Here is a 26408-nt window from a genome sequence, read left to right as displayed (position 1 = left end):
GGCCCGGGCGCCCTCGTGCGCGCGTACGCGTGTCCGTACAGCGAACTACACCGCGTGGACTACGTCCTTCTCCTCAGCGAAGTGGCACGCCGACTCGTGCGCGGCCGGGGTGTCCTGTCCCGCGAAGCGCTCCGGGACGGCGAGCAGCGGCACCTCGGTGGCGCACCTCTCCTCGGCCTTCCAGCAGCGGGTACGGAACCGGCAGCCCGACGGCGGGTTGGCCGGCGAGGGGACGTCACCGCTGAGGATGATCCGCTCGCGGCCCTCGCGGGCGTCCGGGTCCGGCACCGGGACCGCCGACAGCAGCGCCTGGGTGTAGGGGTGCGTCGGGTGGTCGTAGATCTGCTGGTCGGTGCCGATCTCGGCCATCTTGCCGAGGTACATCACACCCACCCGGTCGGAGATGTGCCGGACGATCGACAGGTCGTGCGCGATGAAGAGATAGGAGAGGTTGAACTCGTCCTGGAGCTTCTCCATCAGGTTGATGACCTGCGCCTGGACGGAGACGTCCAGCGCCGACACCGGCTCGTCGCAGATGATGATCTCCGGGTTCAGCGCGAGGCCGCGGGCGATGCCGATGCGCTGGCGCTGGCCGCCGGAGAACTGGTGCGGGTACCGGTTGATGTACTCCGGGTTGAGGCCGACGACGTCGAGCAGCTCCTGCACCCTGCGGCGCCGGTCGCCCTTCGGGGCCACCTCGGGGTGGATGTCGAAGGGCTCGCCGATGATGTCGCCCACCGTCATACGGGGGTTCAGCGAGGTGTACGGGTCCTGGAACACCATCTGGATGTTCCGCCGCACCGCCTTCAGCGCGCGCCCGGACAGCTTGGTGATGTCCTGGCCCTTGTAGAAGACCTCGCCGGAGGTCGCGCTCTCCAGCGTCATCAGCAGCTTGGCGACGGTGGACTTGCCACAGCCGGACTCGCCGACGATGCCGAGAGTCTCGCCCTGGTAGAGGTCGAAGGAAACCCCGTCCACGGCCTTGACCGCACCGACCTGCTTCTTGAACAGGATGCCCTGGGTCAGCGGGAAGTGCTTAACCAGGTTGCGCACCTGGAGGATCGGCTCACCACGCTCGGCGGGCGCCTCGATGGCGGCGACCGACGCCGCCTCGGTGGCCGCGTCGACGGTCTCCACCTCGGTGACGTTGGGGGTGACGTCAGAGACTTCCGACGGGGTCGCGTCGCTCTTCTTGAGCTCAGCCATGGATCGTCTCCTTCCAGAAGTGGCACGCGCTTCCGCGGCCCGGCAGCTCGCCGCCGTCCCGCTCGGTGACCGGGAGCAGAACCGGGGTGTCCGTACGGCAGATGTCCTGAGCCGACGGGCAGCGCGGGTTGAAGGCACAACCGCTCGGGATGCGGGTGAGGTTGGGCGGCAGGCCCTTGATCGCGTACAGCTCCTGGCCCTTCTGGTCCAGGCGCGGGATCGAGTCGAGCAGACCCCTGGTGTACGGGTGCGCGGGCCGCTTGTACAGCTCGTGCACCGGGGCGGTCTCCACGATCCGGCCCGCGTACATGACCGCGATCTTGTCCGCGACGTCGGCGACCACACCGAGGTCGTGGGTGATCAGGATCAGACCCATGTGGTACTCGCGCTGCAGCTCCGCGAGCAGGTCCATGACCTGTGCCTGGACGGTCACGTCGAGCGCGGTGGTGGGCTCGTCCGCGATGATCAGGTCGGGCTCCAGGGCGAGCGCCATCGCGATCATGATGCGCTGGCGCATACCGCCGGAGAACTGGTGCGGGTAGTCGCCCACCCTCTCCTTCGCCGCCGGGATGCGCACCCGGTCCATCAGCTCGATCGCCTTGGCCTTGGCCTCCTTCTTGGAGAGGCCCTGGTGGACGCGGAACATCTCGCCCAGCTGGTAGCCCACGGAGAGCACCGGGTTGAGGGAGGACAGCGCGTCCTGGAAGATCATGGCGATCTTCTGGCCGCGGATCTTCCGCCGCTCCTCGTTGCTCATCTTGAGCATGTCCTCGCCCCGGAAGAGGATCTCTCCCTGGGGGATCCGGCCGGGCGGCATGTCGAGAATGCCCATGATCGCCTGAGCGGTCACGGACTTGCCGGAGCCGGACTCGCCGAGCACGGCGAGGGTCTCGCCGGCGCTGACGCTGTAGTTGACGCCGTTGACTGCCTTGGCCACGCCGTCACGTGTGTGGAACTCCACGTGCAGGTCGCGGACTTCGAGCAGCGGGCCGCCGTTGTCGTCCGTACCGCGCGGGGAAGGGATGCTTGCCGTCTTGTCGATGATGGTCATGTACGCCTCCCTCAGCGCAGCTTGGGGTCGAGGGCGTTGCGTACCGCATCGCCGAGCATGATGAACGCCAGGACAGTGATCGACACCATGACCGACGGGATGATCAGGACGAAGGCGGCGTTACGCAGCTGCTCCTGGCCCGACGAGATGTCCACACCCCACGAGACGGTCGGCTCGGCGAGACCGATGCCCAGGAAGGACAGCGTGGCCTCGGCCGAGATGTAACCGCCGAGCGCGATGGTCGCGACCACGATCACCGGAGCGATCGCGTTGGGCAGGATGTGGCGGAGCAGGATCCGCGTGGTGGACGCGCCGAGGGCCTTGGCCGCCATGACGTAGTCCGCCTGCTTGATCGTGATGACCGAGCCACGGGCGACCCGGGCGATCTGCGTCCAGCCGAGGAAGGCCAGCGCCAGGATCACGACGTAGAGGTGACGCTCCTCGAACGAGGTGAGGACCACCATCGCGCCGAGGATGAAGGGGACACCGAAGAAGATGTCGGTGACCCGGGACAGCAGGGTGTCGATCCAGCCGCCGAAGTAGCCGGCGAGCATACCGACGACCGTGCCGAGAATGGTGACGAGCACGGTGACCACCACGGCGACGGCGATCGAGGCGCGCGCGCCGTAGATGACACGCGCGTAGATCGAACGGCCCTGGATGTCGTAACCGAACCAGTCCTCACCGAAGAAGCTGCCCCAGTTCGGCTTCTGCAGGTAGTGCTTCGCGAGGTCCGCGTGGCGCGGGTCGGCGCTGGTGAACAGGCCGGGGAAGAGTGCCATGGTCAGCAGTACGGCGATCAGCACCGCGGAGACCAGGAAGAGCGGGTTGCGGCGCAGGTCGTGCCAGGCGTCCGACCAGAGGCTGCGAGGCTTGCCGACCTTGGCGTCCACCGGCTGGACCACCGGGGCGTCGACGGTGGGCTGGTCCTTGACGGTGTCCTTCAGTGCCTCAGGCATAACGGATCCTCGGGTCCAGGACCGCGTAGAGCAGGTCGACGAGCAGGCTGGCGACGAGATAGACGACCACGATCAGGGTCACGATGCCCACGACGGTGGAGCCCTCACGGTGCTTCAGCGCGGAGAAGACGTTGTAGCCGACGCCCTGGACGTTGAAGATGCCCTCGGTGACGACAGCTCCGCCCATCAGGGCCCCGATGTCGGTGCCGAGGAAAGTGACCACGGGGATCATGGAGTTGCGCATCAGGTGTACTCCGATGATGCGACGGCGCGGCAGCCCCTTGGCCACGGCGGTGCGCATGTAGTCGGAGCGAAGGTTCTCCGCGATCGAGGTACGGGTGAGGCGCGCGACGTACGCGAGCGACAGTGAGCCGAGCACGACAGCCGGCAGGAGCAGCTCGTTCCAGTCGGCCACGGCGCTCACGTTCGGGTCGACCCAGCCGAGCTGGTGGGCGAAGAAGAACTGGGCGAGGAAGCCGAGCACGAAGGAGGGGACCGAGATCAGCAGCAGCGTCAGGACCAGCAGACCGCGGTCCCGGAGCGTGTCGGCCTTCAGACCGGCGAAGACGCCGAGCGAGATGCCGACGAGCACGGTGAACGTGAAGGCGAACAGGGTCAGTCGGATCGTGATCGGGAACGCGTCCGCGATGATGTCGGCCACGGGCTGCCCGCTGGCGATCTGCGTGCCGAAGTCGCCCTGGAACAGGTTGACCAGGTAGTTCCAGTACTGGTGCCACAGCGGCAGATCGAGACCGAGGTCCTTCTTCAGGGCGGCGATCTGTGCTGGATCGACGGTCTGCTCTCCGGCGAGCGCGCGCACGGGGTCACCGGGCAGGGCGAACATCATGGAGAAGACCAGCAAGGTTGACCCGAGGAAGACCGGGATCATCTGGAGCAGTCGCCGCGCGACATAACGCCCCATGTTTGCCTCCGATATGGATAACTGCAGCCCCAGGGGCCGCTTCCTGGATTCAGGAAGCGGCCCCGGGGGCCTACCGCCAATTGCGGTGGCGGGTGATGGCCGAGTGGGGGGTGGCCCGCAGGCTGTTTACTTGACGACCGTGACTTCGGTGATGTTGTAGTCACCGTGGAAGTCGATGGTCACGTTGTCAACGGCCTTGGAGTGACCACCATTGGTCTTGTACTCCCACAGCGGGATGGCCGGCATCTTGGTGAGGACGAGCTTCTCGGCCTCCTGGTAGAGCTTGATCGCCTCGTCCAGGGACTTGGCGTTGTCGCCCTTCTTGAAGGCGGCGTCGACGGCCTTGTCGGAGAACCGGCCGTTGTTCGCCTCGGCGGTGGTGCCGTAGAGCTCACGCAGGAAGTTGACGTTCATCGGGTAGTCGGCGACCCAGCCACCGCGGTACATCGACTTGACCTTGTTGTTGTCACGCGCTTCCAGGTCGGTCTGGAAGTCCGGCTTGGCGTCCGGGGTGCACTCGACGCCGGTGGAGTTGCGGATCGACTCGCAGACCGCGGTCACCCACTCCTTGTGGCCACCGTCGGCGTTGTACTGGATCCAGATCTTGTTGTCCGGGACGCCGCCGCCCTCGGTGACAAGCTGCTTCGCCTTCGCCGGGTCGAACTTGAAGACGTCGGTGCCCAGGTCCTGGTTACCGGCGACACCCGGCGGGGTGAAGCTGGTGGCCGGCTTGCGGGTGCCGTTGAGCACGGTCTTGGTGATCGTGTCGCGGTCGATCGCCATCGACAGACCCTGCAGGACCTTCGGGTCGATGTCCTTGAAGGTCTTCGAGTAGAAGGTCGGCACGAGGCTCTGGATGGCCGCGTACGGCTCGTCGATCGCGCGGTCGCCGAGGTCCTGCTTGTACTTGGGCAGGTCCTTCGGGCCGACCTGGCGGATCATGTCCAGGTTGCCGGAGAGGAGGTCCTGGTACGCGGCCTCGACGGTCGCGTAGTTCTTGAAGAGGACACCCTTGTTCTTGGCCTTGTTCGGGCCCTGGTAGTCAGGGTTGGCCTTGACCTGGATGAGCTTCTTGTGGTCCCACTTCTCGAAGATGTAGGGACCGTTGCCGACCGGCTTCTGGCCGAACGCCTTGGTGTCCTTGTAGAAGACCTCCGGCAGCGGCGCGAAGGTGGTGTAGCCGAGCTTGTACTCGTAGTACGGCACCGGCGAGGAGAGCTCGATGGTGAAGGTGCTCTCGTCGATGACCTTCAGACCCGACATCTTGTCGGACTTCGGGGCGCCCTTCTCCGGGTGGACGTCGGCGTAACCGGCGATGTCCTCGAACCAGAAGGCGTTCTGCTGCTTGTTGTTGATGTTGGCGTACCAGTTCCACGCCTTGACGTACGAGTCGGCCGTGACGTCCGTGCCGTCGTGGAACTTCCAGCCCTTCTTGAGCTTGACCGTCCACGTCTTGGAGTCGGTCGACTTCACCGACTCGGCGTTCGTGTAGACGATCTTGCCCGAAGCGTCGAAGTCCAGCAGCTGGGTGAACAGCGACTGGATGACGTAGCTGCCGAGCGACTCGTTCGTGTCGGCCGGGATCAGCGGCTTCTGCGGCTCACCGACGTCGATGGAGACATAGCCCGCGGGCTTGCCCTTCTCCTTCGAAGCCGAGTCACTGTCGCTGTCTCCGCCGCCACACGCCGTCGCCGACAGAGCCACGACTATCGCACCTGCGACCCACTTGGCGCTCTTGGCACCACGCATGGGTTCCTCCTCATGAGTCCACTGATCACTACAAGAGGGGGACTTGCACACGTCGCCGACACCCCTGACGGCGATGAAGCAGTACCCCGAGTGTGCTCGTGAGTCGGCGCTCCCCACAGCGCGTGACCCATTGACCCGAGCTCAATGGAGCCAACTATTAAGTACGTCCGGGCCGTAAACCACACTTAAAGGGTCTCGTTTTGACAACATCGCCCACCATCAGTTGACCGAAATCCGGACAAAGTGATCACAGACAGACACCCGCGAAACGGACTGTTAACGCAACTTCCGGATCGTGATGGCCGCTATCCGGACATCCGGCGGACGCCCGCGCGTCCAAAAGGATTTGACCCGGAGCCAGACTTCTGGCAGTGATCAATCCCTACGGGATGACGAACGGCCCGGCCCTCACGATGGTTCCGTGCGGGCCGGGCCGTCTCGTACCGACAAGGCGTCAGCGGCGCTGGAGCGCCGTCGAAGTCAGCGCTTGGCGCGCGACGCGGCGCGGCCGCGCTCCTTCTGGTCCAGGACCACCTTGCGGATGCGCACGGTCTCCGGGGTCACCTCGATGCACTCGTCGTCGCGGCAGAACTCCAGCGACTGCTCCAGGGAGAGCTTGCGCGGCGGCACCACGTTCTCGGTGTTGTCCGCCGAAGCCGCACGCATGTTGGTGAGCTTCTTCTCCTTGGTGATGTTCACGTCCATGTCGTCGGAACGCGAGTTCTCACCGATGATCATGCCTTCGTAGACCTCGGTGCCGGCCTCGACGAAGATCACACCCCGCTCCTGCAGGTTGATCATCGCGAACGGGGTCACCGAACCGGAGCGGTCGGCGACGAGCGAACCGTTGTTACGGGTGCGCAGATCGCCGAACCACGGCTCGTGGCCCTCGAAGATGGAGTGCGCGATGCCCGTACCGCGGGTCTGCGTCAGGAACTCCGTACGGAAGCCGATGAGGCCGCGGGACGGGACGATCCACTCCATGCGGATCCAGCCGGACCCGTGGTTGGTCATCGTCTCCATACGGCCCTTGCGGGTCGCCATCAGCTGCGTGATGGCACCCAGGTGCTCCTCCGGCGAGTCGATCGTCATGCGCTCGATCGGCTCGTACGTCTTGCCGTCGACCTGCTTGGTGACGACCTCGGGCTTGCCGACGGTCAGCTCGAAGCCCTCCCGGCGCATCTGCTCGACGAGGATGGCGAGCGCCAGCTCACCGCGGCCCTGCACCTCCCAGGCATCAGGACGCTCGGTGGGCAGCACGCGGAGCGAGACGTTGCCGACGAGCTCGCGGTCCAGCCGGTCCTTCACCAGACGGGCGGTGACCTTGTGGCCCTTGCCGCCCTTGCCGACCAGCGGCGAGGTGTTCGTACCGATGGTCATCGAGATCGCGGGCTCGTCCACCGTGATGAGCGGGAGCGCGATCGGGTTCTCCGGGTCGGCCAGGGTCTCGCCGATCATGATCTCCGGGATACCGGCGATCGCGCAGATGTCGCCCGGGCCGGCCTTCTCGGCGGGCTTGCGGGTGAGCGCCTCGGTCATCATCAGTTCGGTGATGCGGACGTTCGACATCGTGCCGTCACGCTTGATCCACGCGACGGTCTGGCCCTTCTTCAGCTCGCCCTGCTCGACACGGCAGAGAGCGATACGGCCGAGGAAGTTGTCGGCGTCCAGGTTGGTGACGTGCGCCTGGAGGGGGGCCGACTCGTCGTACTCCGGGGCCGGAACGTGCGCCAGGATCGTGGAGAAGAACGGCTCCAGGTTCTCGCTGTCGGGCGGGACGGTGCCGTCCTCCGGCTTGGTCAGCGAGGCGACGCCGTCACGCGCACAGGCGTAGACGATCGGGAACTCGATCTGCTCCTCGGTCGCGTCCAGGTCCAGGAAAAGGTCGTACGTCTCGTCGACGACCTCGGTGATCCGGGAGTCGGGGCGGTCCGTCTTGTTGATGCAGAGGATGACGGGCATCTTCGCGGCCAGCGCCTTGCGCAGCACGAAGCGGGTCTGCGGCAGCGGGCCCTCGGAGGCGTCGACCAGCAGGACGACCGCGTCCACCATCGACAGGCCGCGCTCGACCTCACCACCGAAGTCGGCGTGGCCGGGGGTGTCGATGATGTTGATCGTGACGGGGCCGCTGCCGTCCTTGGGGTGGTACTTGACCGCGGTGTTCTTGGCCAGGATCGTGATGCCCTTCTCACGCTCCAGGTCGTTCGAGTCCATCATGCGGTCGTCGAGGTGCTCCGCGGCGTGCGCAGCGAAGGCGCCGGCCTGCTTGAGCATGGCGTCGACGAGGGTCGTCTTGCCGTGGTCGACGTGGGCGACGATGGCGACGTTACGAATGTCGTGGCGCGTGGGCATACTGGCGGCGCTTCTCCCGGAATCGTGGATGGTTCGCGTACGGTCCGGTACGCGTGCCTGCCGGGCGAAACCTGCCACGGCCTTACCCCATGGTACTTGGCGCGGGAGGAACCGGGCACTCGGGGGCTGTCAAGAGGCCGGACGACTAAAGATCGACGAAGAGCCGCGGGGAGGGGTGAGTCGTGCAAAGCCACAGGTCAATGGGTATGCACGACCTTGCCCGCCGGCGTCGTCGGCGGGCAAGGGACTTGAGCAGGTTCTGAGCTTGCGGCCGCTATCTCTTCGGGCTGCCGGCCTTTCCGGCCTTTTTGAAGCCGATGTCCTCGTATCGCGGGGATCCGAGTCCGAAGGCGCCCGCGTTCGCCACGGCCGGCTTGGCGGCCACCAGCTCCGGCCGCTGGTAGAGCGGGATGGATCCGGCCGCCGCCCAGATGCGCGCATCGGCCCTCCGCACCAGCTCACCGGCCTCCTCCTCGTCAAGCTCGGCCAGCGCCTGGTCGAAGAGCTGGTCGATGTGGTCCGTACCGACCCTGGTGTAGTTCTGCTCCACCAGCAACGATCCGTCGGCTGCGGGCTCGGGCTTGGCGAAGATCGGCCGGGCGTCGGTGGCCGGGAAGGCGGTGGCCGGCCAGGAGTACAGCGCGAGGTCGAACTCGCCCGAGGCGATGTGGTCCTTGAAGAAGCTCTCGTCCGCGACCTTGATGATCTCCGTACGGATGCCGATGGCGTCAAGCATCCGCGTGATCTTCGCCCCGACGGCGCGCAGGGCCTCCGAGCCGGATCCGGAGGGGAGCACGAACCGCAGGCTCAGCGCCTTGCCGTCCTTGGCCATCACGCCCGCCGCCGGTCCGGCGGGGGCCGGTGGCGCCGCGGTGCCCTTCGGCGCGTACGCACCGGCGACGGGGTGCTTCACCTCGGCCCCCGGTCCGTCCGGGGCCTCGCGAACGGCTGCCGGCGGAGCCGGCGCGAGCACCCTGGTGGAGTCGGTGCCGCGGGTGATGCCGCCTGGCTTGGAGTCGTCCTCCTGGCCGACGATGTACGTACCGTCGTCGGCGGACCCGGCGGCCGGCTTCCTCGCCGGGTCGTTCCCCGCGGACTGCGCGGACTCCTCGACTGCCTTGTTCTCGGCCGCCTTGTCCTCGGCCGCTTTGCTCTCGGCGGCCTTCTTCTCGGCGGCTTTGCCGCCCGCCTCCCGCCCGGCGCCGCCGTCCTCGTCCGACGAACTGCCGGCCTCGCGGTTCCCCGCCTCCTCCCGCACCGGACCGCCCCGCCGCCACCCGGCGTCGGCCAGCAGCGCCTGTGCGGCCTCGGTGTCCTGGTCGCCGAGGGCTCCGCTGTTGTCGGCGTACGCGCGTTGACCGGCCAGCGCGAGATGGCTGCCGAGCGGCTTCGCGGGCAGGCCGAGCGGCTTCAGTACGACCTCGGCGAGCTCCTGCCGGTCCAGCGCCCGGGCCACCGCGCGGCGTACCCGCTCGTCGGCGAGCGGACCCGAGCTGCCGTTGAGCGCGAGCTGGGTGTAGGCCGGTTCGAGCGACTTGCGGACCACGAAGCCGCGCAGCGCGGCCATGAGCGCCGAGGCGGGGGGCGCCGCCGCGTCCTGGGCGTTGGCCGACGCCGTCGGGCCCGCTCCGCCGGGCTTCTGCCGGGCGGCCCGCCAGATCCGGTCGGCCCCGTCCTTGTCGACCTCGGCGAGGTCGAGTTTGCCGGCGGCCAGTGCGGCGGGCCGCTCGGCCCTCGGCACCGCAGTGAAGACCAGGGTGTCGAGCTTCGCCGGCCGGCCCCACCAGCGGGAGCTGCGGCCCAGGGTGACCGTGCCCGCCTTCTTGTCGACGCTCTGGAGGACAAAGGGACCCGCTGTGGCCTTGAGCTGGGTGCGGGCTCCCTCGTTGAAGGCGGTCGGGGTGCCGGTGACGTCCTTCGGATAGAGCGGGGTGAAGAGAGACTGCCAGTCGGCGTACGGCTTGGCGAAGGTGACCTTGACCTCGAGGTCGTTCTTGCCGCGCTCAATCTTCTCGATGCGCTCGTAGCCCGCGTTACGGGCGGTCCAGAACGCGGAATTCTTTCCGCTCAGCGCCCGCCACTGGGCCACGAAGTCGGGTGCGCCGATCTCCCGGCCGTCGCTCCACACCGCCTGCTGATTGAGCTTGTACAGAACCACCTGCTTGGGCTCGCGTTCGACGACCTTCGCGGACTCGAGGTAGTCGGGGTTGCGCTCCGCCCGGCCGCGCGCGTCAAGGGTGAACAGAGCCGGCAGTACGGCACCGGCGATGCGCGCGGTGGTGGCGTCCGCGTCGGCCTGGAAGGTGTTGAGGGTCTCCGGCATCCCGTCGACGGCCCAGCGCAGGGCGCCGCCGTCCGCAACCCGCTCCCGGCTCGCCGCGCCGATGTCCTGGACGGCGGCCACCGCGCCCGCCTCGTCGTCACTCGAGGTGCAGCCGGCCAGCAGCGGCAGCGCGAGTACGCCCGTGGTGAGGAACGCTACGGAACGGTGCCTTCTCGAAGCCGTCCGGCGCGGGACGCCGATGTGGAACATGGCTGGTACCTCCGGGGCGGATGCCGGGCTTGATCACGTTTGGCGGTATATGGAGCTGATCACACTGACGCGTTCGCCCCCCAATGAAAGGGGCGCCCCCCGACACTCATCGGCGACACGGCGGGCGAGGGGGCAAAGCCCACCCGTGCGGCCCAACGGTGGAACAGGCATCGCGCAGCCGAAAGGGACAAAATAAGGGAAAGTGACGAACAGAGTGGGGGCGCACTCCACGTGCACGCTCCAGGAATCCCTGCACGTCCCTTCACAAGGAGGGATGTGACGCGCGACACTCGCAGGCGCATACGGAACGTCCCGGGGCCGCCCCCGGACCGCATGCCACCGCCCCCTGCGGAAGTGAGGACACGACATGTCCCAGCAGGACGATCTGACGGCAGTTCAGCGCCGCCTCGACGACCTGGTCAACCGCGTCGGAGAGCTGGAGCAGACCGTGGAGCAGCTGCGCCACGGCCGGCCGTCCCCGCCCGCCGCGCCGCCCCAGCAGCCGGGCAGCCCCGGGCGCCCCGATCTGGTCCGCATCCCGGACACCCCGTACAACAGCGCGCTGTGGACGGACTCGGACGACGAGGGTCTCGGCCTGCACGACCGCCACGCGCCCTAGGGGCCGGAGCCGCGACCCCGCCCCACTCCACGACCCCCACTCCACGACGGAGTCCTCGTTGGCCACAGGCACCGAACGAACCCCAGTGAATACGGGCGGCGGCGTGCAGGACGCCTCGCGCGCCGCCATCCCCGTCCGCCATCTGCGGACCGACCGCTGGTGGCTGTCGCCGGCCCTGACCGCGGCCGGGCTTCTCGCCTTCGTCGTGTACTCGACCTGGCGGGCATTCGCGAACGCCGACTACTACGCGGCCCCGTACGTCTCCCCGTTCTACTCGCCGTGTCTGGCGGAGAACTGCGTGCCCATGAAGGGCGGCCCCAACTGGGAGATCTTCGGCAGCTGGTGGGGCCTGTCCCCCGCGCTGCTGATTTTGATCTTCCCGCTCGGTTTCCGGCTCACCTGCTACTACTACCGCAAGGCCTACTACCGGGGCTTCTGGGCATCGCCCCCGGCCTGCGCGGTGGCCGAGCCGCACAAGAAGTACACCGGTGAGACCCGTTTTCCGCTGATCCTGCAGAACATCCACCGCTACTTCTTCTACGCGGCCGTCCCGGTCGCCGGCATCCTCACGTACGACACCGTGCTGGCCTTCCGCGACGAGCAGTACGCGTGGGGACACATGGGCCTGGGAACCCTGGTCTTCCTGATCAACATCGTGCTCATCTGGGCCTACACGTTCTCCTGCCACTCCTGCCGGCACATCGTCGGCGGCCGGCTCAGGCACTTCTCCAAGCACCCCGTGCGATACCGGCTGTGGGGCTGGGTCGGCAGGCTCAACGAGCGCCACATGCAGCTCGCCTGGGCCTCGCTGATCAGCGTCGCCGCAGCGGACTTCTACGTGTACCTGGTCGCCTCCGGCGCCTTCGACGATCCGAGGTTCTTCTGAATGGGAGGGGCTGGATGACGCAGCTCGAACGGCAGCCGTGGGACGTCGTCGTGGTCGGCGCCGGCGGCGCGGGACTGCGGGCCGCGATCGAGGCACGGGAACAGGGCGCCCGTACCGCGGTGATCTGCAAGTCCCTCTTCGGCAAGGCACACACAGTGATGGCCGAAGGCGGTATCGCGGCCTCGATGGGCAATGTCAACGAGGGCGACAACTGGCAGGTGCACTTCCGCGACACCATGCGCGGCGGCAAGTTCCTCAATCAGTGGCGGATGGCCGAGCTGCACGCGCAGGAGGCGCCGGACCGGGTCTGGGAGCTGGAGACCTGGGGAGCGCTGTTCGACCGTACGGCCGACGGGAAGATCTCCCAGCGCAACTTCGGCGGACACGAGTACCCGCGGCTCGCCCATGTCGGCGACCGGACGGGTCTGGAGCTGATCCGCACCCTCCAGCAGAAGATCGTCTCGCTTCAGCAGGAGGACTTCCGCGAGTTCGGGGACTACGAGGCCCGGCTGAAGGTCTTCCAGGAGTGCACGGTCACGCGGGTTCTCAAGGAAGGCGAGAGCGTCTCGGGCGCCTTCTGCTACGTGCGGGAGTCCGGCCGGTTCTTCGTGCTGGAGGCGCCGAGCGTCGTTCTGGCGACCGGCGGCATCGGCAAGTCCTTCAAGGTGACGTCGAACTCCTGGGAGTACACGGGCGACGGCCACGCGCTGGCGCTGCTCGCGGGCGCGCCCCTGCTGAACATGGAATTCGTCCAGTTCCACCCGACCGGCATGGTCTGGCCGCCCTCGGTGAAGGGCATCCTGGTCACCGAGTCGGTGCGCGGTGACGGCGGCGTCCTGCGCAACAGCGAGGGCAAGCGGTTCATGTTCGACTACATCCCCGACGTCTTCAAGGAGAAGTACGCGGAGTCGGAGGAGGAGGGCGACCGCTGGTACGAGGACCCGGACCACAACCGGCGTCCCCCCGAGCTGCTCCCCCGTGATGAGGTCGCCCGTGCCATCAACGCCGAGGTCAAGGCGGGCCGCGGATCCCCGCACGGCGGCGTCTTCCTGGATGTGTCGACGCGAATGCCGGCCGAGGTCATCAGGCGCCGGCTGCCTTCCATGTACCACCAGTTCAAGGAGCTGGCGGATGTCGACATCACCGCCGAGGCCATGGAGGTCGGCCCGACCTGCCACTACGTGATGGGCGGCATCGCCGTCGAGTCCGACACCGCCGCCACCGTCGGCGTCCCCGGCCTCTTCGCGGCGGGCGAGGTCGCGGGCGGGATGCACGGTTCCAACCGGCTCGGCGGGAACTCCCTCTCCGACCTGCTGGTCTTCGGACGCCGGGCCGGACTGCACGCCGCCCGCCATGCCGCGGGGCTCACCTCCCGTCCTGGCCTCGACGAGAGCCAGATCGACGCGGCGGCGGCCGAGGCGCTGCGCCCGTTCAGCGCGGAGGGAACGGAGCCGGGCGAGAACGGCCGGCCGCCGGAGAATCCGTACACCCTCCACCAGGAACTCCAGCAGACGATGAACGACCTGGTCGGGATCATCCGGCGGGCCCCCGAGATGGAACACGCCCTGGAGAAGCTCGGCGACCTGCGGGTGCGGGCCCGGCGGGCCGGGGTCGAGGGGCACCGGCAGTTCAACCCGGGCTGGCACCTGGCCCTCGACCTGCGGAACATGCTGCTGGTGAGCGAGTGCATCGCGCTGTCGGCGCTCGAGCGCACGGAGAGCCGTGGCGGGCACACCCGCGAGGACTGCCCGGACATGGAGCGGGCATGGCGCCGGGTCAATCTGCTCTGCCGGCTGACCGACCCCTCGGGCGGGCAGGCGGCCACCGATCCGGTTCAGGGCCGGATCGAACTCGCCAGCACCAGGACCGAGCCCATCCGTCCCGACCTGCTCGCCCTCTTCGAGAAGGAGGAGCTGGTCAAGTACCTCGCCGAAGAGGAGCTGTTCGAGTGACCTCGACCGCATCCAGCAGCTACACGGCAAACTTCCGGGTCTGGCGGGGTGACCAGGACGGCGGCGGCCTGTCGGACTTCTCGGTCGAGGTGAACGACGGCGAGGTCGTCCTCGACATCATCCACCGCCTCCAGGCCACCCAGGCGTCCGACCTCGCGGTCCGCTGGAACTGCAAGGCGGGCAAGTGCGGTTCCTGCAGCGCGGAGATCAACGGCCGGCCCCGGCTGATGTGCATGACCCGGATGTCGGTCTTTTCGCGCGACGAGACGATCACGGTCACCCCGCTGCGCGCCTTCCCGGTGGTCCGCGACCTGGTGACGGACGTGTCCTACAACTACGCGAAGGCCCGGGAGATCCCCTCCTTCGTACCGCCGCCGGGTGTGAAGGCGGGCGAGTACCGGATGCAGCAGGTGGATGTGGAACGCTCCCAGGAGTTCCGCAAGTGCATCGAGTGCTTCCTGTGCCAGGACACCTGCCATGTGGTGCGGGATCACGAGGAGAACAAGCAGGCGTTCGCGGGTCCTCGCTTCCTGATGCGGGTCGCGGAGCTCGACATGCACCCGCTGGACGCGGCGGCGGGCGCGGGGCTGGACCGCAGGAAGACCGCGCAGGACGAGCACGGGCTCGGCTACTGCAACATCACCAAGTGCTGTACGGAGGTCTGTCCGGAGCAGATCAAGATCACCGACAATGCGCTGATCCCGCTTAAGGAGCGCGCGGTGGACCGGAAGTACGCCCCGCTGGTATGGCTGGGAGACAAGATCCGCCGCCGGGGGGACTGAGCAGTACGGGCCGGGCCGCCGAACGGATCGGACGGCCCTTCCGTACGCGTCGTGATCCCCGCCCGTGGTCCGGTCGCGAGGTCCGGCAGCCCCTCATACCCTGCCAAATGTGACGCTGCCGCTCGTGAGCCCCGCCAGGCTCCCTCTTGCCGTCCGGGCTGTCCTCGCCGTCGTCGCCGTGCTGGTGCTCGCGGTGGGGTGGGCCGTGGCCGGCGGGGCGGCCGCCCGGGCCGACGACCCGATCCTGCTCTCCCGGGAGGGGCAGATCACCGACCGGGTGGGGGCGCTGGGGGACCGCCGGAACGCCGTGGCCACGTCACTCGACCGGCTGTACGACGTTGCGCGGGTCCAGCTCTTCGTCGCGTACGTGCGTGACTTCTCCGGCCGGTCCGCGCAGAGCTGGGCCGACGCGACCGCCGAACGCAGCGGGCTGGGGCAGGACGATCTGCTGCTGGCCATCGCGACGCACGACCGGCAGTACGCCTACTCCGCCGCCCTGGACTCAGGGTTCACCGAGGAGCAGATGCGGGACGTCGCCCGCACCGCCGTCGAGCCCGCTCTCAGGCAGAACGACTGGGCGGGCGCCGCGATCGGCGCCGCAGACGGGTACGCCGCGGTGCTGGCCGGCCGGCCCGTCCCCACGCCGGCGATCACCCCGGGCCCCGCCGACCCCGGGGGCTCGGGCACCGGCGGGGAGAGTGGCGCAGGAGACCTCGTGCTGCCCGTCGTGGCGGTGGGCGCGGCAGGCGCGCTGGCGGCGTACGCGTACTCGCGCAGGAAGCGGCGGACTGCCACGCGGACCACACCCCAGGGGCACCCCGGCTGGGGCGGACCGCAGGAGCCGCCGCAGACCCCGCTGCCCGAACTGGACGCCGAGGCCAGGCGGCTGCTCGTCGGTACCGATGACGCGATCCGCACCAGTACCGAGGAACTCGGCTTTGCCGCCGCCCAGTTCGGCGACGAGGCGGCCCGGCCGTTCACCGAGGCGGTCCGGACCGCCAAGGACGAGCTGACATCGGCCTTCCGGCTCCGCCAGCAGCTCGATGACGCCTACCCTGAGGACGACGCGACCCGCCGCAGGATGCTGGAGGAGATCGTCGCGCGGTGTACCGAGGCGAACCGGTGCCTCGACGCCCAGTCGGCCGACTTCGACCGGCTGCGTGCCCTGGAGCAGAACGCCCCGCAGGCACTGGCCACGGCAGAGGATGCGTTCCGCGAGCTGACCGGACGTACCGGCACCGCAGACGCCACCCTCACCGCGATGCGGCAGCGGTACGCCGACTCGGCGTCCGCCCCTGTCGCCGGGAACGCCGATCAGGCCAGGGACCGCCTCGAGTTCGCCACCACCAGCCTCGACGGGGCCCGGCAGGCTGTCGACAGCGGCGACAACGCGAAGGGTGCCGTGTTCGTGCGGGCCGCCGAGGGCGCTGTCGGCCAAGCCGCCGCCCTGGTGGACGCGATCGACCGCCGCGCGCAGGAGCTGGCGGAGGCCGCGGGCAAGCTGCACGGCGCGCTGGACGAGACCGAGACCGACCTCGCCGACGCACGGGGGCTGCTCAAGGGGACACCGGCCGGGGTGTCCACCGCCGACCTGCAGGGGCGGATCGGTCGCGCCGAGGCCGTCGTCGGAGACGTACGGCAGGAGCAGGAGAGCGGCCGGTACGACCCGATCGACGCGCTGCGCCGGGTGGAGGAGGCCGACGCCGTGCTGGACGAAGCGCTCGCGGGCGCCCGCGAGCGGGAAGTGAACAGCCGGCGCGCGCGGGCGCTGCTGGACCGGGCGCTGCTGACCGCGCGCAGCGCCATCGGTGCGGCCTCGGACTACATCACCACCAGCCGGGGAGCGGTCGGCAGCCAGGCCCGTACCCGGCTCACGGAGGCACAGCGGCACCTGGAGCGGTCGCAGGCGCTGGCGGACTCCGACGCCACGGCCGCCCTGGCCGAGGCCCAGCAGGCCGACGCGCTGGCCCGGCAGGCGCAGTCGCTGGCCGAGCAGGACGTGCGCGGGTACAGCAATCCGTACGGCGGAGGAGGTATGGGCGGCGGGCGCGGTGGCGGGGGTATGGGCGGCGCGGTGCTCGGCGGAATCATCCTCGGCGAGATCCTGGGCGGCGGCCGCGGCGGCTTCGGCGGGGGCTTCGGCGACGGCGGTTCCGGCGGGGGCGGCTTCGGTGGCGGACCGGGTTCGTTCGGGGGTGGCGGCACACGCGGCCGGATGGGCGGCGGCGGCCGGTTCTGAGCTCTCCCGACAACTCCACGTCGACCCGACAACTTCCCGACGGCGTACAGGCGCGCAAGTACAAGGAGGCCCGCAATGACCAAGCAGACGATCCTCGGCCGCGTGACCCAACTGGCGAAGGCCAATGTCAACGCACTGCTGGACCAGGCCGAGGACCCCCAGAAGTTGCTCGACCAGCTGATCCGCGACTACAGCAACAACATTGCGGACGCGGAAGAGGCGGTTGCCACCACCATCGGCAATCTGCGGCTCCTGGAGCAGGACCACCAGGAGGACGTGGACGCGGCCGGGGAGTGGGGCGGAAAGGCGCTGGCCGCCAGCAGGAAGGCCGACGAGCTGCGGTCGGGGGGCTCGGCCGCCGAGGCCGACAAGTTCGACAACCTGGCCAAGGTGGCGCTCGGCCGCCAGCTTCAGTCGGAGAACGAGGCGAAGACGGCCGAGCCGACGATCGCAGCCCAGACCGAGGTGGTGGACAAGCTCAAGAACGGCCTGGACCAGATGAGGAACAAGCTCACCGAACTTCAGGCGAAGCGCGACGAGCTGGTGGCACGTGCCAGGTCTGCGCAGGCCCAGAACACCATGATGGACGCGGTCAAGAACATCGACATCCTTGATCCGACCAGCGAGTTGAGCCGTTTCGAGGACAAGGTGAGGCGCGAGGAGGCGAAGGCGATGGGCAAGCAGGAAATGGCCGCCTCATCGTTGGACGCTCAGTTCGAGAGCCTGGACAGCCTCTCGGACAGCGCGGAGGTGGACGCGCGGCTGGCCGCCCTCAAGGCAGGAGGGAGGGCGGCCTGATCCGCGTACGGGCAAGGCCTGCTGATCCGGGTACGGACAGGGCCTAGTACATGCTCAGCAGCTGCTCGACGGAGAGTTCGGCGGCCGGCGCCCCGTCGGGCAGCGGGAGTTCGAACCAGACGGTCTTGCCGCGCGGCGTCCGGCGGCTGCCCCACGACGCGCTGAGCAGTCCGACGAGCTGGAGCCCGCGCCCGCCCTCGTCGGTGTCGCGCGCCCGCCGCCGGCGCGGCTGGACCAGGCCCGAGTCCCACACCTCGCAGACGAGCGTACGGTCGCGCAGCAGCCGGAGCCGGATCTCGCCCTCCCCGTACCGCAGCGCATTGGTGACGAGCTCGCTCACCAGCAGTTCCGTCGTGTCGACCAGGGCTTCGAGATTCCACGCGACCAGTTGGTCGCGGGCCAGTTCGCGGGCGCGGCTCACCGAGCGCGGCTCGCGCGGCAGCTTCCAGTCGCCCACCGCGTCGGGCCGCAGACCCTGGACCCTCGCCATCAGCAGGGCGATGTCGTCCTCGCCGTGCCGGGTGTCCAGGGTGTTCAGCACATGGTCGCAGACGTCCTCGAGCGGTCGTACGGGATCGGCGAGGGCGCCCCGCAGGCTCCGCAGGCCCTCGTCGAGCGGATGGTCGCGGGACTCGACCAGCCCGTCCGTGTACAGGGCGAGAAGCGCGCCCTCCGGCAGCTCCACCTCGACCTCCTCGAACGGCTCCCCGCCGACACCCAGCGGCATTCCGGGCGGTACTTCGAGGAGCAGCGCGGGGCGGCTGGGTTCGCCGGGCTCCCCGGGTTCGACGAGAACGGGCGGCAGATGGCCCGCGTTGGCGAAGGTGCAGCGGCGGGTGACCGGGTCGTACACGGCGTACACGCAGGTGGCCAGGTAGACCTCGGAGAGGTCGGCGTCCCGGGACTGGAGGGCGGCACGCGGGGCCTGACGGCCGCCGGCGGGGGCTCCGAGGCCGCGGGCGATCTCGTCCAGCGCGGACAGCACCTCGGCCGGCTCGAGGTCCAGCAGCGCCAATGTCCTTACGGCGGTCCGCAGTTCGCCCATCGCGACGGCGGCCCGGAGTCCGCGGCCCATGACGTCGCCGACGACCAGGGCGGTGCGGTGGCCGGGCAGCTCGATGACGTCGAACCAGTCCCCGCCGACCTCGGTGGCGGTGTTGCCCGGCAGATAGCGGCAGGCGATGTCGAGCCCGGCGGCCTCGGGGTCACCGGGCGGCAGCAGGCTGCGCTGGAGGATCAGCGCGCGCTCGTGCTCTCTCCGGTAGAGGCGTGCGTTGTCGATACAGACCGCGGCGCGGGCCGCCAGCTCGACGGCGAGGGCCCGGTCCCGCTCCCCGAAGGGCTCGCTGCCCTTGGTACGGGAGAACTGGGCGAGCCCGACGACGGTGTCGTGAGCGACCATCGGCACGGCGAGTGTGCACTGGATGAGGTCGTCGGACGCCGGGTCTTCGATCAGCCGGGGGCGTGCGGTCCGCAGCGCCCCCGCGCACGGCGAGTTGAACGGATAGCGGTGGACGGCGCCCACCGCGATCGGACCGGGAACGCCGCCTTCCGGGACGCACCAGGGAGCGGCCAGCGGGGCGTCGGAGACGGCGCTGGCGAAGGCGACCCGGCGCAGTTCCGCGCTGCCTCCTCCGTACCCTCCGGCATGGGCCGCCCCGCCGCGGCCGGGCGGAGCCTCGTCACCGGCGAGCAGCCCCTGAAAGAGGTCGACGGAAGCAAGGTCGCAGAAACCGGGGACGGTGACGTCGAGGAGCTCCCGGGCGGTGGTCTCCAGGTCCAGTGAGTTGCCTATCCGGGCGCCGGCCTCGTTCAGCAGGGCGAGATTGCGCCGGGCGTTGGCCGCCTCACGGGCGGCGAGGTGGCGGCGGGTGACGTCGGTGCCGAGGCCGGCGACCCCGACGGGGCGGCCCGCGCCGCTGTGCACCCGGTAGAGGTTGATCGACCAGTGCCTGCGTTCCTGACTGCCCGGAGCGGCACCGACGAGCTGCATGTCCGTGACGGCCTCGCCGGTCTCGAGGACCCGTTGGAGCGCCGCGGTCATCCGGTCCGCCTCACTACGGGTCAGGTAGTCGTGCACGGTCTTGCCCCGGTGGTCGTCCGCCGCGCCGCCGAAGACGGTGGCGAACCGCCTGTTGGCGCGCTGTACCGTCAGATCCGTACCGAACAGCAGGAATCCAAAGGGGGATTGGCCGAAAATCGCCTCTGACGCGGCCAGATCGGTTTCGATCCGCCGCAGGGCACGTACGTCGACCACGATGCAGAGGGCGGCCCGTTCGCCGCCCTCGGTCTCGGTCGGCATCACATAGATCTCGGCGAGCCCGCGGGCACCGGCCTGGCCCGGCATCCGGAAGGGAACCAGGCCGGTCCACTCCTTGCCGTCGAGGATCTCGGCGACCTTGCGGTGTCCGCGGTCCCGCGCGTCGGCCGGCATGAACGCCTCGACCGGATCCTTGCCCACGGCATCCCGCGCGACCAGCCCGAACAGTTCCTCGGCCCGAAGACTCCACTGGTCGATCAGGCCGTCGGGCCCGATCGAGAAGGAGGCGACTCTTATGTAGTCGTAGATCGAGCCGGGCGGACTGCTCTGCCACATCGCGTCGCCCGTCGGCTCCTCGGGCGTATCCACCTTCGCAGGTATTTCGCTCACGCGACCGTCCCCTCCAGCTCACCGCACCCGGACCGGCCTTGACCGCAGTATTCAGCACTACGGCCTTTGGCGGCACGGCGTTCACGATCACAGCACGGTCTCGTTCATTTTGAGCCGGTGATCAGCGATCGTTTTCGTCCCTCCACTCTCTTAACCGGGCAGGGCCAGCTCGAACCACACGGTTTTCCCCGACAGGTCGTGGCGGGTTCCCCAGCGCTGGGCCGAGACGGCCACCAGATGCAGGCCCCGGCCCCCCTCGTCTTCAGCCCCGGCCTCGCGCTCCAGCGGCGGATCCGGCAGCGGATCGGAGACCTCCACACGCAGGGCCGCACGTACGGACGGGGCGTCGTCGGCCGGATCCAGCCGGGCCAGCCGGACTCCGATCGGGCCCGACGCGTACCGCAAGGAATTGGTCACGAGCTCACTGACCAGCAGCACCGTCACATCGCAGACCCCATCCAGACCCCAGGCGCGCAGGGTTGCGCGCACGGCATGGCGGGCGGTTCGGACCGCGTCGGGCTCGGCAGGGAAGGTCCACTCGGCGAACTCGCCGTCGGTGTGGATCAAAACCGATCACTTCCCGGACCAGGAGCGGACTGACGTCCGACTATCAGGGGTACATAGGCGAATCAATAGCCCCATACCCTGCATTTCGGGCGCTCTACCGCCCGCGAGGGCGCACTGTGGCACGAGCGGCGTACACCGTCAGGCGCGCGCGCCCGCGCGCAGTCTGCGTACCGCTTCGGCCACCGCGGGCCGGTCCTGATCCAGCCAGTCGACCTCACCCACCTGATCGGGGCCGAGCCAGCGCAGCTCGTCATGGTCCTCGAGTGGGCGCGGCTCACCGGAGACCAGCCGGGCGGTCCAGACGTGCAGGACGTATCCGGGCTTCAGCGGCCACTCGCCGGGAATGCGCTCCAGCGCCTCCGTCTCGACACCCAGCTCTTCGCGCAGCTCACGTACGAGTGCCTGTTGCGGACTCTCGCCGGGCTCGGCCTTCCCGCCGGGCAGTTCCCAGCGGCCGGCCAGCTCGGGCGGGGCGCTGCGCCGGGCGGCGAGCAGGCGTCCCTGATGGCAGAGGGCTCCGCCCACGACGACGCGTTCAGTCATGGGCGGAGCCTATGTGAATCCCTGCGCGGCGATGTGATCAGTTGTGCGTCGCGCTCTGACCGATCCGCTCGACCCAGTAGAGCTGCTTGTGCCCCGAAGCGTCGAGGCTGTCGACGATCTTCTGGGCTTCGGCTCGGGTGGCGTACCTGCCCACCCGGTAGCGGTTGCCGTTGTCGTCCTGCCGTATGACCAGCCACGGCAGAACAGCGCCGCTGTCGTTCATTGCGCTTCACCCTCCGCCGTCGTGCGCACCTCTGAGAGTCCCCAGGAAACCGCAATCCGCATATGCCCGAGCTTACGCCCGACCTTTACTGAGCGGATACGGGTTTTCACAAAGAGGTACGGCTCACAGGTGCGCATCCAGCCAGTCGGCGGTTCGTGCGAAGCGGCGCACGACGGCGCACCCGGCGGGAGGGTGACCGAGCGTCAGCTACCGGGCATGGCAGGCATCGGCAGCGCGACCGGACTGGTCTTCGGATCCTTGCGGCAGACGTCGCCGCACTCCGCGTCCAGCGAGCAGCACAACGAGCAGATCGGGCCCGCCTGCACCGGGCAGTCGGCGATGTCCGGCAGCTCGTGCGCCGTCTCGCAGACGGCACACGTGTGGGTGGCCGTCACGTCCTCCACCAGCACCTCGGCACCGTTGACGGTGTTGGGGCGGGCCAGGCGGTAGCGGCCCTTGGTGGCCCACGCGATCAACGGGCAGAAGACCAGGGCGAGTCCGGCGGCGATGAATGTGGAGAAGGCTTCCACGTACCGGCCGAAGAGCCCGGAAAAGGCCGGAATCGATACGGTCGAGGCGATCGCCATGGCACCGAAGCCGGCCGGATTCGCCGCGTACAGATAGGCCCGCTTGAACTCGATGTACCGGGGGCTGAGTCCGATCCGCTTGTTGATGACGAGATCGGCGCGACGGCGACGATCCATGCGATGCCGACGTTGGAGTAGAACCCGGGCAGCTTGCCCAGCGCCGCGAACATGCTCATCTCCATGAGCGTCAGCGCGATGCCGAGGTTGAGGAAGATGTACCAGACGCGGCCCAGGTGCTTGTGCGTGATGCGGGAGAAAGAGTTCGACCAGGACAGCGGGCCGCTGTAGGCGTTGGTCACGAGCCAGGGCTTCAGCGCCTGGATCTGCCGCGAGCACGGCCAGGTTCCAACGACGCTTGTTCTGCCCGGTTTTGGCCGGCATGAAGCGCAGATAGTCCGCCTGCTCACCGATCTGGGCGATCAGGGACAGGGCGATACCCGTCCCGAGCCCGAAGCCGATCCAGGAGAAGCCCGCGCCCGCCCCCTCCGTACCACCGAAGGAGCCGAAAGCGCGGTGTTTCGTGGCCGTCGCACAAGGCACCGGACGCGGCACCCCGGCCCGCCGGGCCTGTCGTCCGACCGAATTGCGGATACGGACGGGAAAGGTAGGAGCCGCGCATGACAGCACGTCGCAGCGAGTGGTTGCCCGCACGTTACGGAGGCCGACGGGGCGCTAACTCGCGGTCCCAGCGGGCGGACAGGCTGTCCGGCTGGCGGTGGGGCGATCCGTCCGCCCCCCGGTCGGGGCGGCGGTCACCTCACGGGCAGGTGGTAGGCGATCCGGTAACGGTCCGCCGGGACCACCACGTCAGCGGTCTCCACGGCCCGCCCCGACGCGTAGTACGTCCGCTCGATGACCAGCACCACATGCCCCGGGACCCCGCCGAGCGCCATGATCTCCTCCGCCAGGCCCGGGCGCGCGCCGACCTCCTCCACCACGTTGTCCACGACGATGTCGATGGCGGCCATCCGTTCGACCACTCCGCAGCCACCGAGCGGGCCCTCTTCCGGCAGCATCACCGGAGTGCGGCCGGTGACGGCGAGTGGCTCCCAGGACGTGGACAGCATCATCGCCTCCCCCGCGTCCCGGAAGACGTACCGCGTGCACATCACCCGCTCGCCCGGCTCGACGCCGAGCCTCGTGGCGACCTCACGGCTCGCTTCCGTCTGCTCGCTGCTGGACTCCCAGGTGCCGCGCGCGCCACCCTCGGCCTGCTCCTGCCGGAAGGGCGTCGAGCCACCGCCCGGCCGATAGCCGGTACGGGCCACCCGGCGCGGGACGGGCTGCTCGCGTACGTACGTCCCGGAGCCGGAACGTCCCTCCACCAGCCCCTCGGCCATCAGCACTTTTCGGGCCTCCAGCGCGACGGTGTCGGAGACGCCGTACTCCTCGCGGATACGGGCCTGCGAGGGCAGCCTCGTGTGCGGTGGCAGCGAACCGCTGACGATCTTCTGCCGGAGATCACTCGCGACGCGCAGATAGGCCGGCTGCTCACCGAATGTCACTGGCCACTCCCATCAGGTTGACAGACAGCAACAGCGTGGCAACCGTGGGTTGTTGACCGCAAGCGCAGGCCAAAGTTTCACCCGAAGTGATGACTTGGGTTTACGCAGGCCACTTACCGCAGGTATGGCGATCAAGAAACTGCCTTGGTCATAACCTGCCCCCCACCCCGCTCCCGTAGCCGCCCCCTTGACCAGGATGGTCCAGACCAATAACTTCCCGCATGCACAGCAAGGCTCCTGCGCCCGCACTCGTTTCCCGTACAGGAAAGAGCACCTCGCCCATGCGCCCGAGATCCCGAAGAGCCCTCGGCCGGCTGGCCGTTGCCGCCTGCTCCCTCTCCCTCCTGGCCACGCTCGCCCCAGCCGCGGCGGCGGACGGCGACGACCGCGACCGCCACCACCGCGCGTACAAGCGCGTCGGCTACTTCACCCAATGGGGTGTGTACGGCCGCGACTTCCAGGTCAAGGACCTCGAAACCAGCGGTACCGCCGCCAAGCTGACCCACATCAACTACGCCTTCGGAAACGTCGGTCCCGACGGGAAGTGCTTCCTCGATCCCGTCCCCGGAGAGTCGGACCCGTGGGCCGACTACGCCCGGCCACTCGACGCCGAGAACTCGGTGGACGGCGTCGCGGACACCGCGGAACAGCCCCTCGCGGGCAACTTCAACCAGCTGCGCGAGCTCAAGGCCAGGCATCCGGGCCTCAAGGCTCTGATCTCCCTGGGCGGCTGGAGCTGGTCCACCCACTTCTCCGACGCGGCCCGCACCGCGACCTCCCGCAAGGCGTTCGTCTCCTCCTGCATCGACCTGTACATCAAGGGCAACCTTCCCGTGGACGGCGCGCGGGGCGGAGCGGGAGCGGCCGCCGGTGTCTTCGACGGCATCGACCTCGACTGGGAGTGGCCCGGCTCGGCGGGCGACACGGACACCGTGTTCCGGCCGGAGGACAAGAAGAACTTCACCGCGCTGGTACGCGAGTTCCGTACCCAGCTCGACGCCCACGGCCGACAGCAGCACCGGAGGTACGAACTCACCGCGTTCGTCCCGACCGCCCCGGCAAAGATCGACGCGGGCTTCGAGGTACGCAAGATCATGCGGGAATTCGACTTCGTCAACCTCCAGGGCTACGACTTCCACGTCTCCGGTGAGAAGACCACCGCCCAGCAGTCCGCGCTGTACGCGAGGGACGACTTCAGCGTCGACGGTACGGTCGACGCCTGGCTGGAACGCGGTGCGCCGGCCCGCAAGCTGGTGATGGGCATGCCGTTCTACGGCCAGGGCTGGACCGGCGTGACGGGCGGCGGCAACGGCCTCGGCCGGCCCGCCGCGGCTCCGGCACCGGCCACCTGGGCCGCCGGTTACGAGGACTACAAGGCGCTCAGGAAGCTCGCCGACTCGGGTACGTACAAGGTGTACCGGGACCGCGAGAACGGCCACGCCTGGCTCTTCGACGGCACGACACTGTGGACGTACGACGATCCCCAGGTGCTGCGCGCCAAGACGTCGTACATCCGCGACCACCGGCTGGGTGGCGCGATGTTCTGGTCCCTGGACGGGGACACGGCCGACGGTGAACTGATGACCGCCGTCCACCGCGGACTGAATCGCGGCTGACGGCAAGGGAGTACCGGGCGGGGACGGGTACGGCCTCAGGCCGGCCCGGACCCGCCCGTCGCGCTGCCGCCCTCACCCGAGGCGTCGCCGGACACGTCACCGAAGCCGCTGCCCGAGCTGTCGTCGGAGTCCTCGTACACCGGAGGAGTGGTGTCCAGGCCCAGCGCCTCGCGCGCCTTGGCGTCCTTCGCCCGGACCTCGGTGTCGAGCGCCAGCTCGGCCGCGTCCCAGTGCTCCCAGAAGGTCTCCTCGTCGGTGGCCCCGGCCGCCTTCGCCCAGTGCTTCTGGGCGGCTTCGATCTCCCGTATCCGGTCCTGGACCGCCTTCTCCGCCGGCGCAGGCCACGGATGCGCACGCAGTTGCCGCGCGTGCCCGGTCAGCGTCCGCGACACCTGTACCGCCCAGGTCCGGTAGCTCTCCAGGTCAACCTCGATCTCCACCTCCGGGGCGTCGACCACGAGACCGAGCACGAGCGACGCGACGGCCAGGCCGTTGAGCGGCGGCCGCTGGGGACCGCCGTATCCGTACGGGTACTGAGGCGGCGGTGGCCGGCCCTGGGGCACCTCACCGGAAACGGGTGGCCGAGGTATGTCCACGAAGTGCGGTGCTCCTCGTCGGATCAGGCGAAAGGCTGCGCGAATCGTACGCGGGCCGTGCCCCGAGGATCGA

General features: G+C 69.0%; 20 protein-coding genes and 1 pseudogene. 7 read left to right on the top strand and 14 right to left on the bottom strand.

Annotated features, from left to right (window positions below):
• Positions 1-45 precede the first annotated feature (45 nt).
• The 7 genes from AB0M62_RS12285 to AB0M62_RS12255 all read right to left on the bottom strand — a co-directional run bounded on the left by AB0M62_RS12285 (position 46) and on the right by AB0M62_RS12255 (position 10772).
• Positions 46-1206, bottom strand: coding sequence for a dipeptide ABC transporter ATP-binding protein (locus AB0M62_RS12285; RefSeq protein WP_366074084.1), 1161 nt, complete (start codon positions 1204-1206; stop codon positions 46-48).
• Entirely contained in the window at positions 1199-2257 is a 1059-nt protein-coding gene (locus tag AB0M62_RS12280) for an ABC transporter ATP-binding protein (protein WP_366074083.1), read from the bottom strand. The genes AB0M62_RS12285 and AB0M62_RS12280 overlap by 8 nt, the downstream gene beginning before the upstream one ends.
• Before the next feature lie 11 nt (positions 2258-2268).
• Positions 2269-3216: an ABC transporter permease gene (locus tag AB0M62_RS12275; RefSeq protein WP_366074082.1), complete on the bottom strand. Its 948-nt coding sequence runs from the start codon at positions 3214-3216 to the stop codon at positions 2269-2271.
• Positions 3209-4138, bottom strand: a complete 930-nt coding sequence (locus AB0M62_RS12270) for an ABC transporter permease (protein WP_366074081.1) — start codon at positions 4136-4138, stop codon at positions 3209-3211. The genes AB0M62_RS12275 and AB0M62_RS12270 overlap by 8 nt, the downstream gene beginning before the upstream one ends.
• 126 nt (positions 4139-4264) lie before the next feature.
• Positions 4265-5887 carry an ABC transporter substrate-binding protein gene (locus tag AB0M62_RS12265; RefSeq protein WP_366074080.1) on the bottom strand — a complete coding sequence of 541 codons (1623 nt, stop codon included), beginning with the start codon at positions 5885-5887 and terminating at the stop codon, positions 4265-4267.
• Between the two features lie 480 nt (positions 5888-6367).
• Positions 6368-8239 (bottom strand): translational GTPase TypA, encoded by a 1872-nt coding sequence (typA, locus tag AB0M62_RS12260; protein ID WP_366074079.1) that lies wholly within the window; start codon positions 8237-8239, stop codon positions 6368-6370.
• Between the two features lie 274 nt (positions 8240-8513).
• A complete protein-coding gene (locus AB0M62_RS12255; RefSeq protein ID WP_366074078.1) occupies positions 8514-10772 on the bottom strand; it encodes an ABC transporter family substrate-binding protein in 2259 nt (752 codons plus the stop codon).
• A gap of 367 nt (positions 10773-11139) precedes the next feature.
• Between AB0M62_RS12255 and AB0M62_RS12250 the strand changes: the two genes are divergently transcribed.
• From AB0M62_RS12250 to AB0M62_RS12225, 6 genes are all read left to right on the top strand, one after another.
• On the top strand, positions 11140-11391 hold the full coding sequence (locus AB0M62_RS12250; protein WP_366074077.1) for a hypothetical protein: 252 nt from the start codon (positions 11140-11142) through the stop codon (positions 11389-11391).
• Between the two features lie 58 nt (positions 11392-11449).
• Positions 11450-12277: a hypothetical protein gene (locus AB0M62_RS12245; RefSeq protein WP_366074076.1), complete on the top strand. Its 828-nt coding sequence runs from the start codon at positions 11450-11452 to the stop codon at positions 12275-12277.
• A gap of 14 nt (positions 12278-12291) precedes the next feature.
• Entirely contained in the window at positions 12292-14229 is a 1938-nt protein-coding gene (locus AB0M62_RS12240; RefSeq protein WP_366074075.1) for a fumarate reductase/succinate dehydrogenase flavoprotein subunit, read from the top strand.
• Positions 14226-15011: a succinate dehydrogenase/fumarate reductase iron-sulfur subunit gene (locus AB0M62_RS12235; protein ID WP_366074074.1), complete on the top strand. Its 786-nt coding sequence runs from the start codon at positions 14226-14228 to the stop codon at positions 15009-15011. Before AB0M62_RS12240 ends, AB0M62_RS12235 begins: the two co-directional genes overlap by 4 nt.
• A gap of 178 nt (positions 15012-15189) precedes the next feature.
• Positions 15190-17250, top strand: coding sequence for a TPM domain-containing protein (locus tag AB0M62_RS12230; RefSeq protein WP_366074229.1), 2061 nt, complete (start codon positions 15190-15192; stop codon positions 17248-17250).
• A 75-nt stretch (positions 17251-17325) separates the two neighbouring features.
• Entirely contained in the window at positions 17326-18048 is a 723-nt protein-coding gene (locus tag AB0M62_RS12225) for a PspA/IM30 family protein (RefSeq protein ID WP_366074073.1), read from the top strand.
• 43 nt (positions 18049-18091) lie between these two features.
• On the opposite strand, the gene AB0M62_RS12220 is transcribed toward AB0M62_RS12225, so the two are convergent.
• The 6 genes and pseudogenes from AB0M62_RS12220 to AB0M62_RS12195 all read right to left on the bottom strand — a co-directional run bounded on the left by AB0M62_RS12220 (position 18092) and on the right by AB0M62_RS12195 (position 24123).
• Complete coding sequence (locus AB0M62_RS12220) at positions 18092-20644, bottom strand: SpoIIE family protein phosphatase (RefSeq protein WP_366074228.1); 2553 nt, start codon at positions 20642-20644, stop codon at positions 18092-18094.
• A gap of 204 nt (positions 20645-20848) precedes the next feature.
• Complete coding sequence (locus AB0M62_RS12215; protein ID WP_366074071.1) at positions 20849-21265, bottom strand: ATP-binding protein; 417 nt, start codon at positions 21263-21265, stop codon at positions 20849-20851.
• 138 nt (positions 21266-21403) lie between these two features.
• Complete coding sequence (locus AB0M62_RS12210) at positions 21404-21808, bottom strand: (deoxy)nucleoside triphosphate pyrophosphohydrolase (protein WP_366074070.1); 405 nt, start codon at positions 21806-21808, stop codon at positions 21404-21406.
• Positions 21809-21845: 37 nt separating this feature from the next.
• Entirely contained in the window at positions 21846-22031 is a 186-nt protein-coding gene (locus AB0M62_RS12205) for an SPOR domain-containing protein (protein ID WP_366074069.1), read from the bottom strand.
• Between the two features lie 203 nt (positions 22032-22234).
• A pseudogene (locus tag AB0M62_RS12200) lies at positions 22235-23128 on the bottom strand (hypothetical protein); the annotation flags it as partial.
• 242 nt (positions 23129-23370) lie between these two features.
• Entirely contained in the window at positions 23371-24123 is a 753-nt protein-coding gene (locus tag AB0M62_RS12195; RefSeq protein WP_366074068.1) for a GntR family transcriptional regulator, read from the bottom strand.
• 281 nt (positions 24124-24404) lie between these two features.
• On the opposite strand from AB0M62_RS12195, the gene AB0M62_RS12190 reads away from it, so the two are divergent.
• Positions 24405-25739 carry a glycoside hydrolase family 18 protein gene (locus tag AB0M62_RS12190; protein WP_366074067.1) on the top strand — a complete coding sequence of 445 codons (1335 nt, stop codon included), beginning with the start codon at positions 24405-24407 and terminating at the stop codon, positions 25737-25739.
• A 35-nt stretch (positions 25740-25774) separates the two neighbouring features.
• Here AB0M62_RS12190 and AB0M62_RS12185 read toward each other — a convergent pair whose 3' ends face one another.
• Positions 25775-26335: a hypothetical protein gene (locus AB0M62_RS12185; protein ID WP_366074066.1), complete on the bottom strand. Its 561-nt coding sequence runs from the start codon at positions 26333-26335 to the stop codon at positions 25775-25777.
• Positions 26336-26408: the final 73 nt, after the last annotated feature.

It is taken from the genome of Streptomyces sp. NPDC051219, from assembly GCF_040682335.1.
In the GTDB taxonomy this organism is placed as follows: Bacteria; Actinomycetota; Actinomycetes; order Streptomycetales; family Streptomycetaceae; genus Streptomyces.
The sequence above is the reverse complement of the archived record's forward strand: the minus strand, read 5'-3'. Positions and strand labels throughout refer to the sequence as shown.

What these genes read in the sequence shown, in the direction of transcription:
- AB0M62_RS12240 (WP_366074075.1), top strand. Translation starts at nt 12,292, where the DNA reads ATGACGCAGCTCGAACGGCAGCCGTGGGACGTCGTCGTGGTCGGCGCC.
- AB0M62_RS12190 (WP_366074067.1), top strand. Translation starts at nt 24,405, where the DNA reads ATGCGCCCGAGATCCCGAAGAGCCCTCGGCCGGCTGGCCGTTGCCGCC.
- typA (WP_366074079.1), bottom strand. Translation starts at nt 8,239, where the DNA reads ATGCCCACGCGCCACGACATTCGTAACGTCGCCATCGTCGCCCACGTC.
- AB0M62_RS12275 (WP_366074082.1), bottom strand. Translation starts at nt 3,216, where the DNA reads ATGCCTGAGGCACTGAAGGACACCGTCAAGGACCAGCCCACCGTCGAC.
- AB0M62_RS12265 (WP_366074080.1), bottom strand. Translation starts at nt 5,887, where the DNA reads ATGCGTGGTGCCAAGAGCGCCAAGTGGGTCGCAGGTGCGATAGTCGTG.
- AB0M62_RS12210 (WP_366074070.1), bottom strand. Translation starts at nt 21,808, where the DNA reads ATGACTGAACGCGTCGTCGTGGGCGGAGCCCTCTGCCATCAGGGACGC.
- AB0M62_RS12250 (WP_366074077.1), top strand. Translation starts at nt 11,140, where the DNA reads ATGTCCCAGCAGGACGATCTGACGGCAGTTCAGCGCCGCCTCGACGAC.
- AB0M62_RS12220 (WP_366074228.1), bottom strand. Translation starts at nt 20,644, where the DNA reads ATGTGGCAGAGCAGTCCGCCCGGCTCGATCTACGACTACATAAGAGTC.
- AB0M62_RS12255 (WP_366074078.1), bottom strand. Translation starts at nt 10,772, where the DNA reads ATGTTCCACATCGGCGTCCCGCGCCGGACGGCTTCGAGAAGGCACCGT.
- AB0M62_RS12270 (WP_366074081.1), bottom strand. Translation starts at nt 4,138, where the DNA reads ATGGGGCGTTATGTCGCGCGGCGACTGCTCCAGATGATCCCGGTCTTC.
- AB0M62_RS12285 (WP_366074084.1), bottom strand. Translation starts at nt 1,206, where the DNA reads ATGGCTGAGCTCAAGAAGAGCGACGCGACCCCGTCGGAAGTCTCTGAC.
- AB0M62_RS12280 (WP_366074083.1), bottom strand. Translation starts at nt 2,257, where the DNA reads ATGACCATCATCGACAAGACGGCAAGCATCCCTTCCCCGCGCGGTACG.
- AB0M62_RS12225 (WP_366074073.1), top strand. Translation starts at nt 17,326, where the DNA reads ATGACCAAGCAGACGATCCTCGGCCGCGTGACCCAACTGGCGAAGGCC.
- AB0M62_RS12205 (WP_366074069.1), bottom strand. Translation starts at nt 22,031, where the DNA reads ATGAACGACAGCGGCGCTGTTCTGCCGTGGCTGGTCATACGGCAGGAC.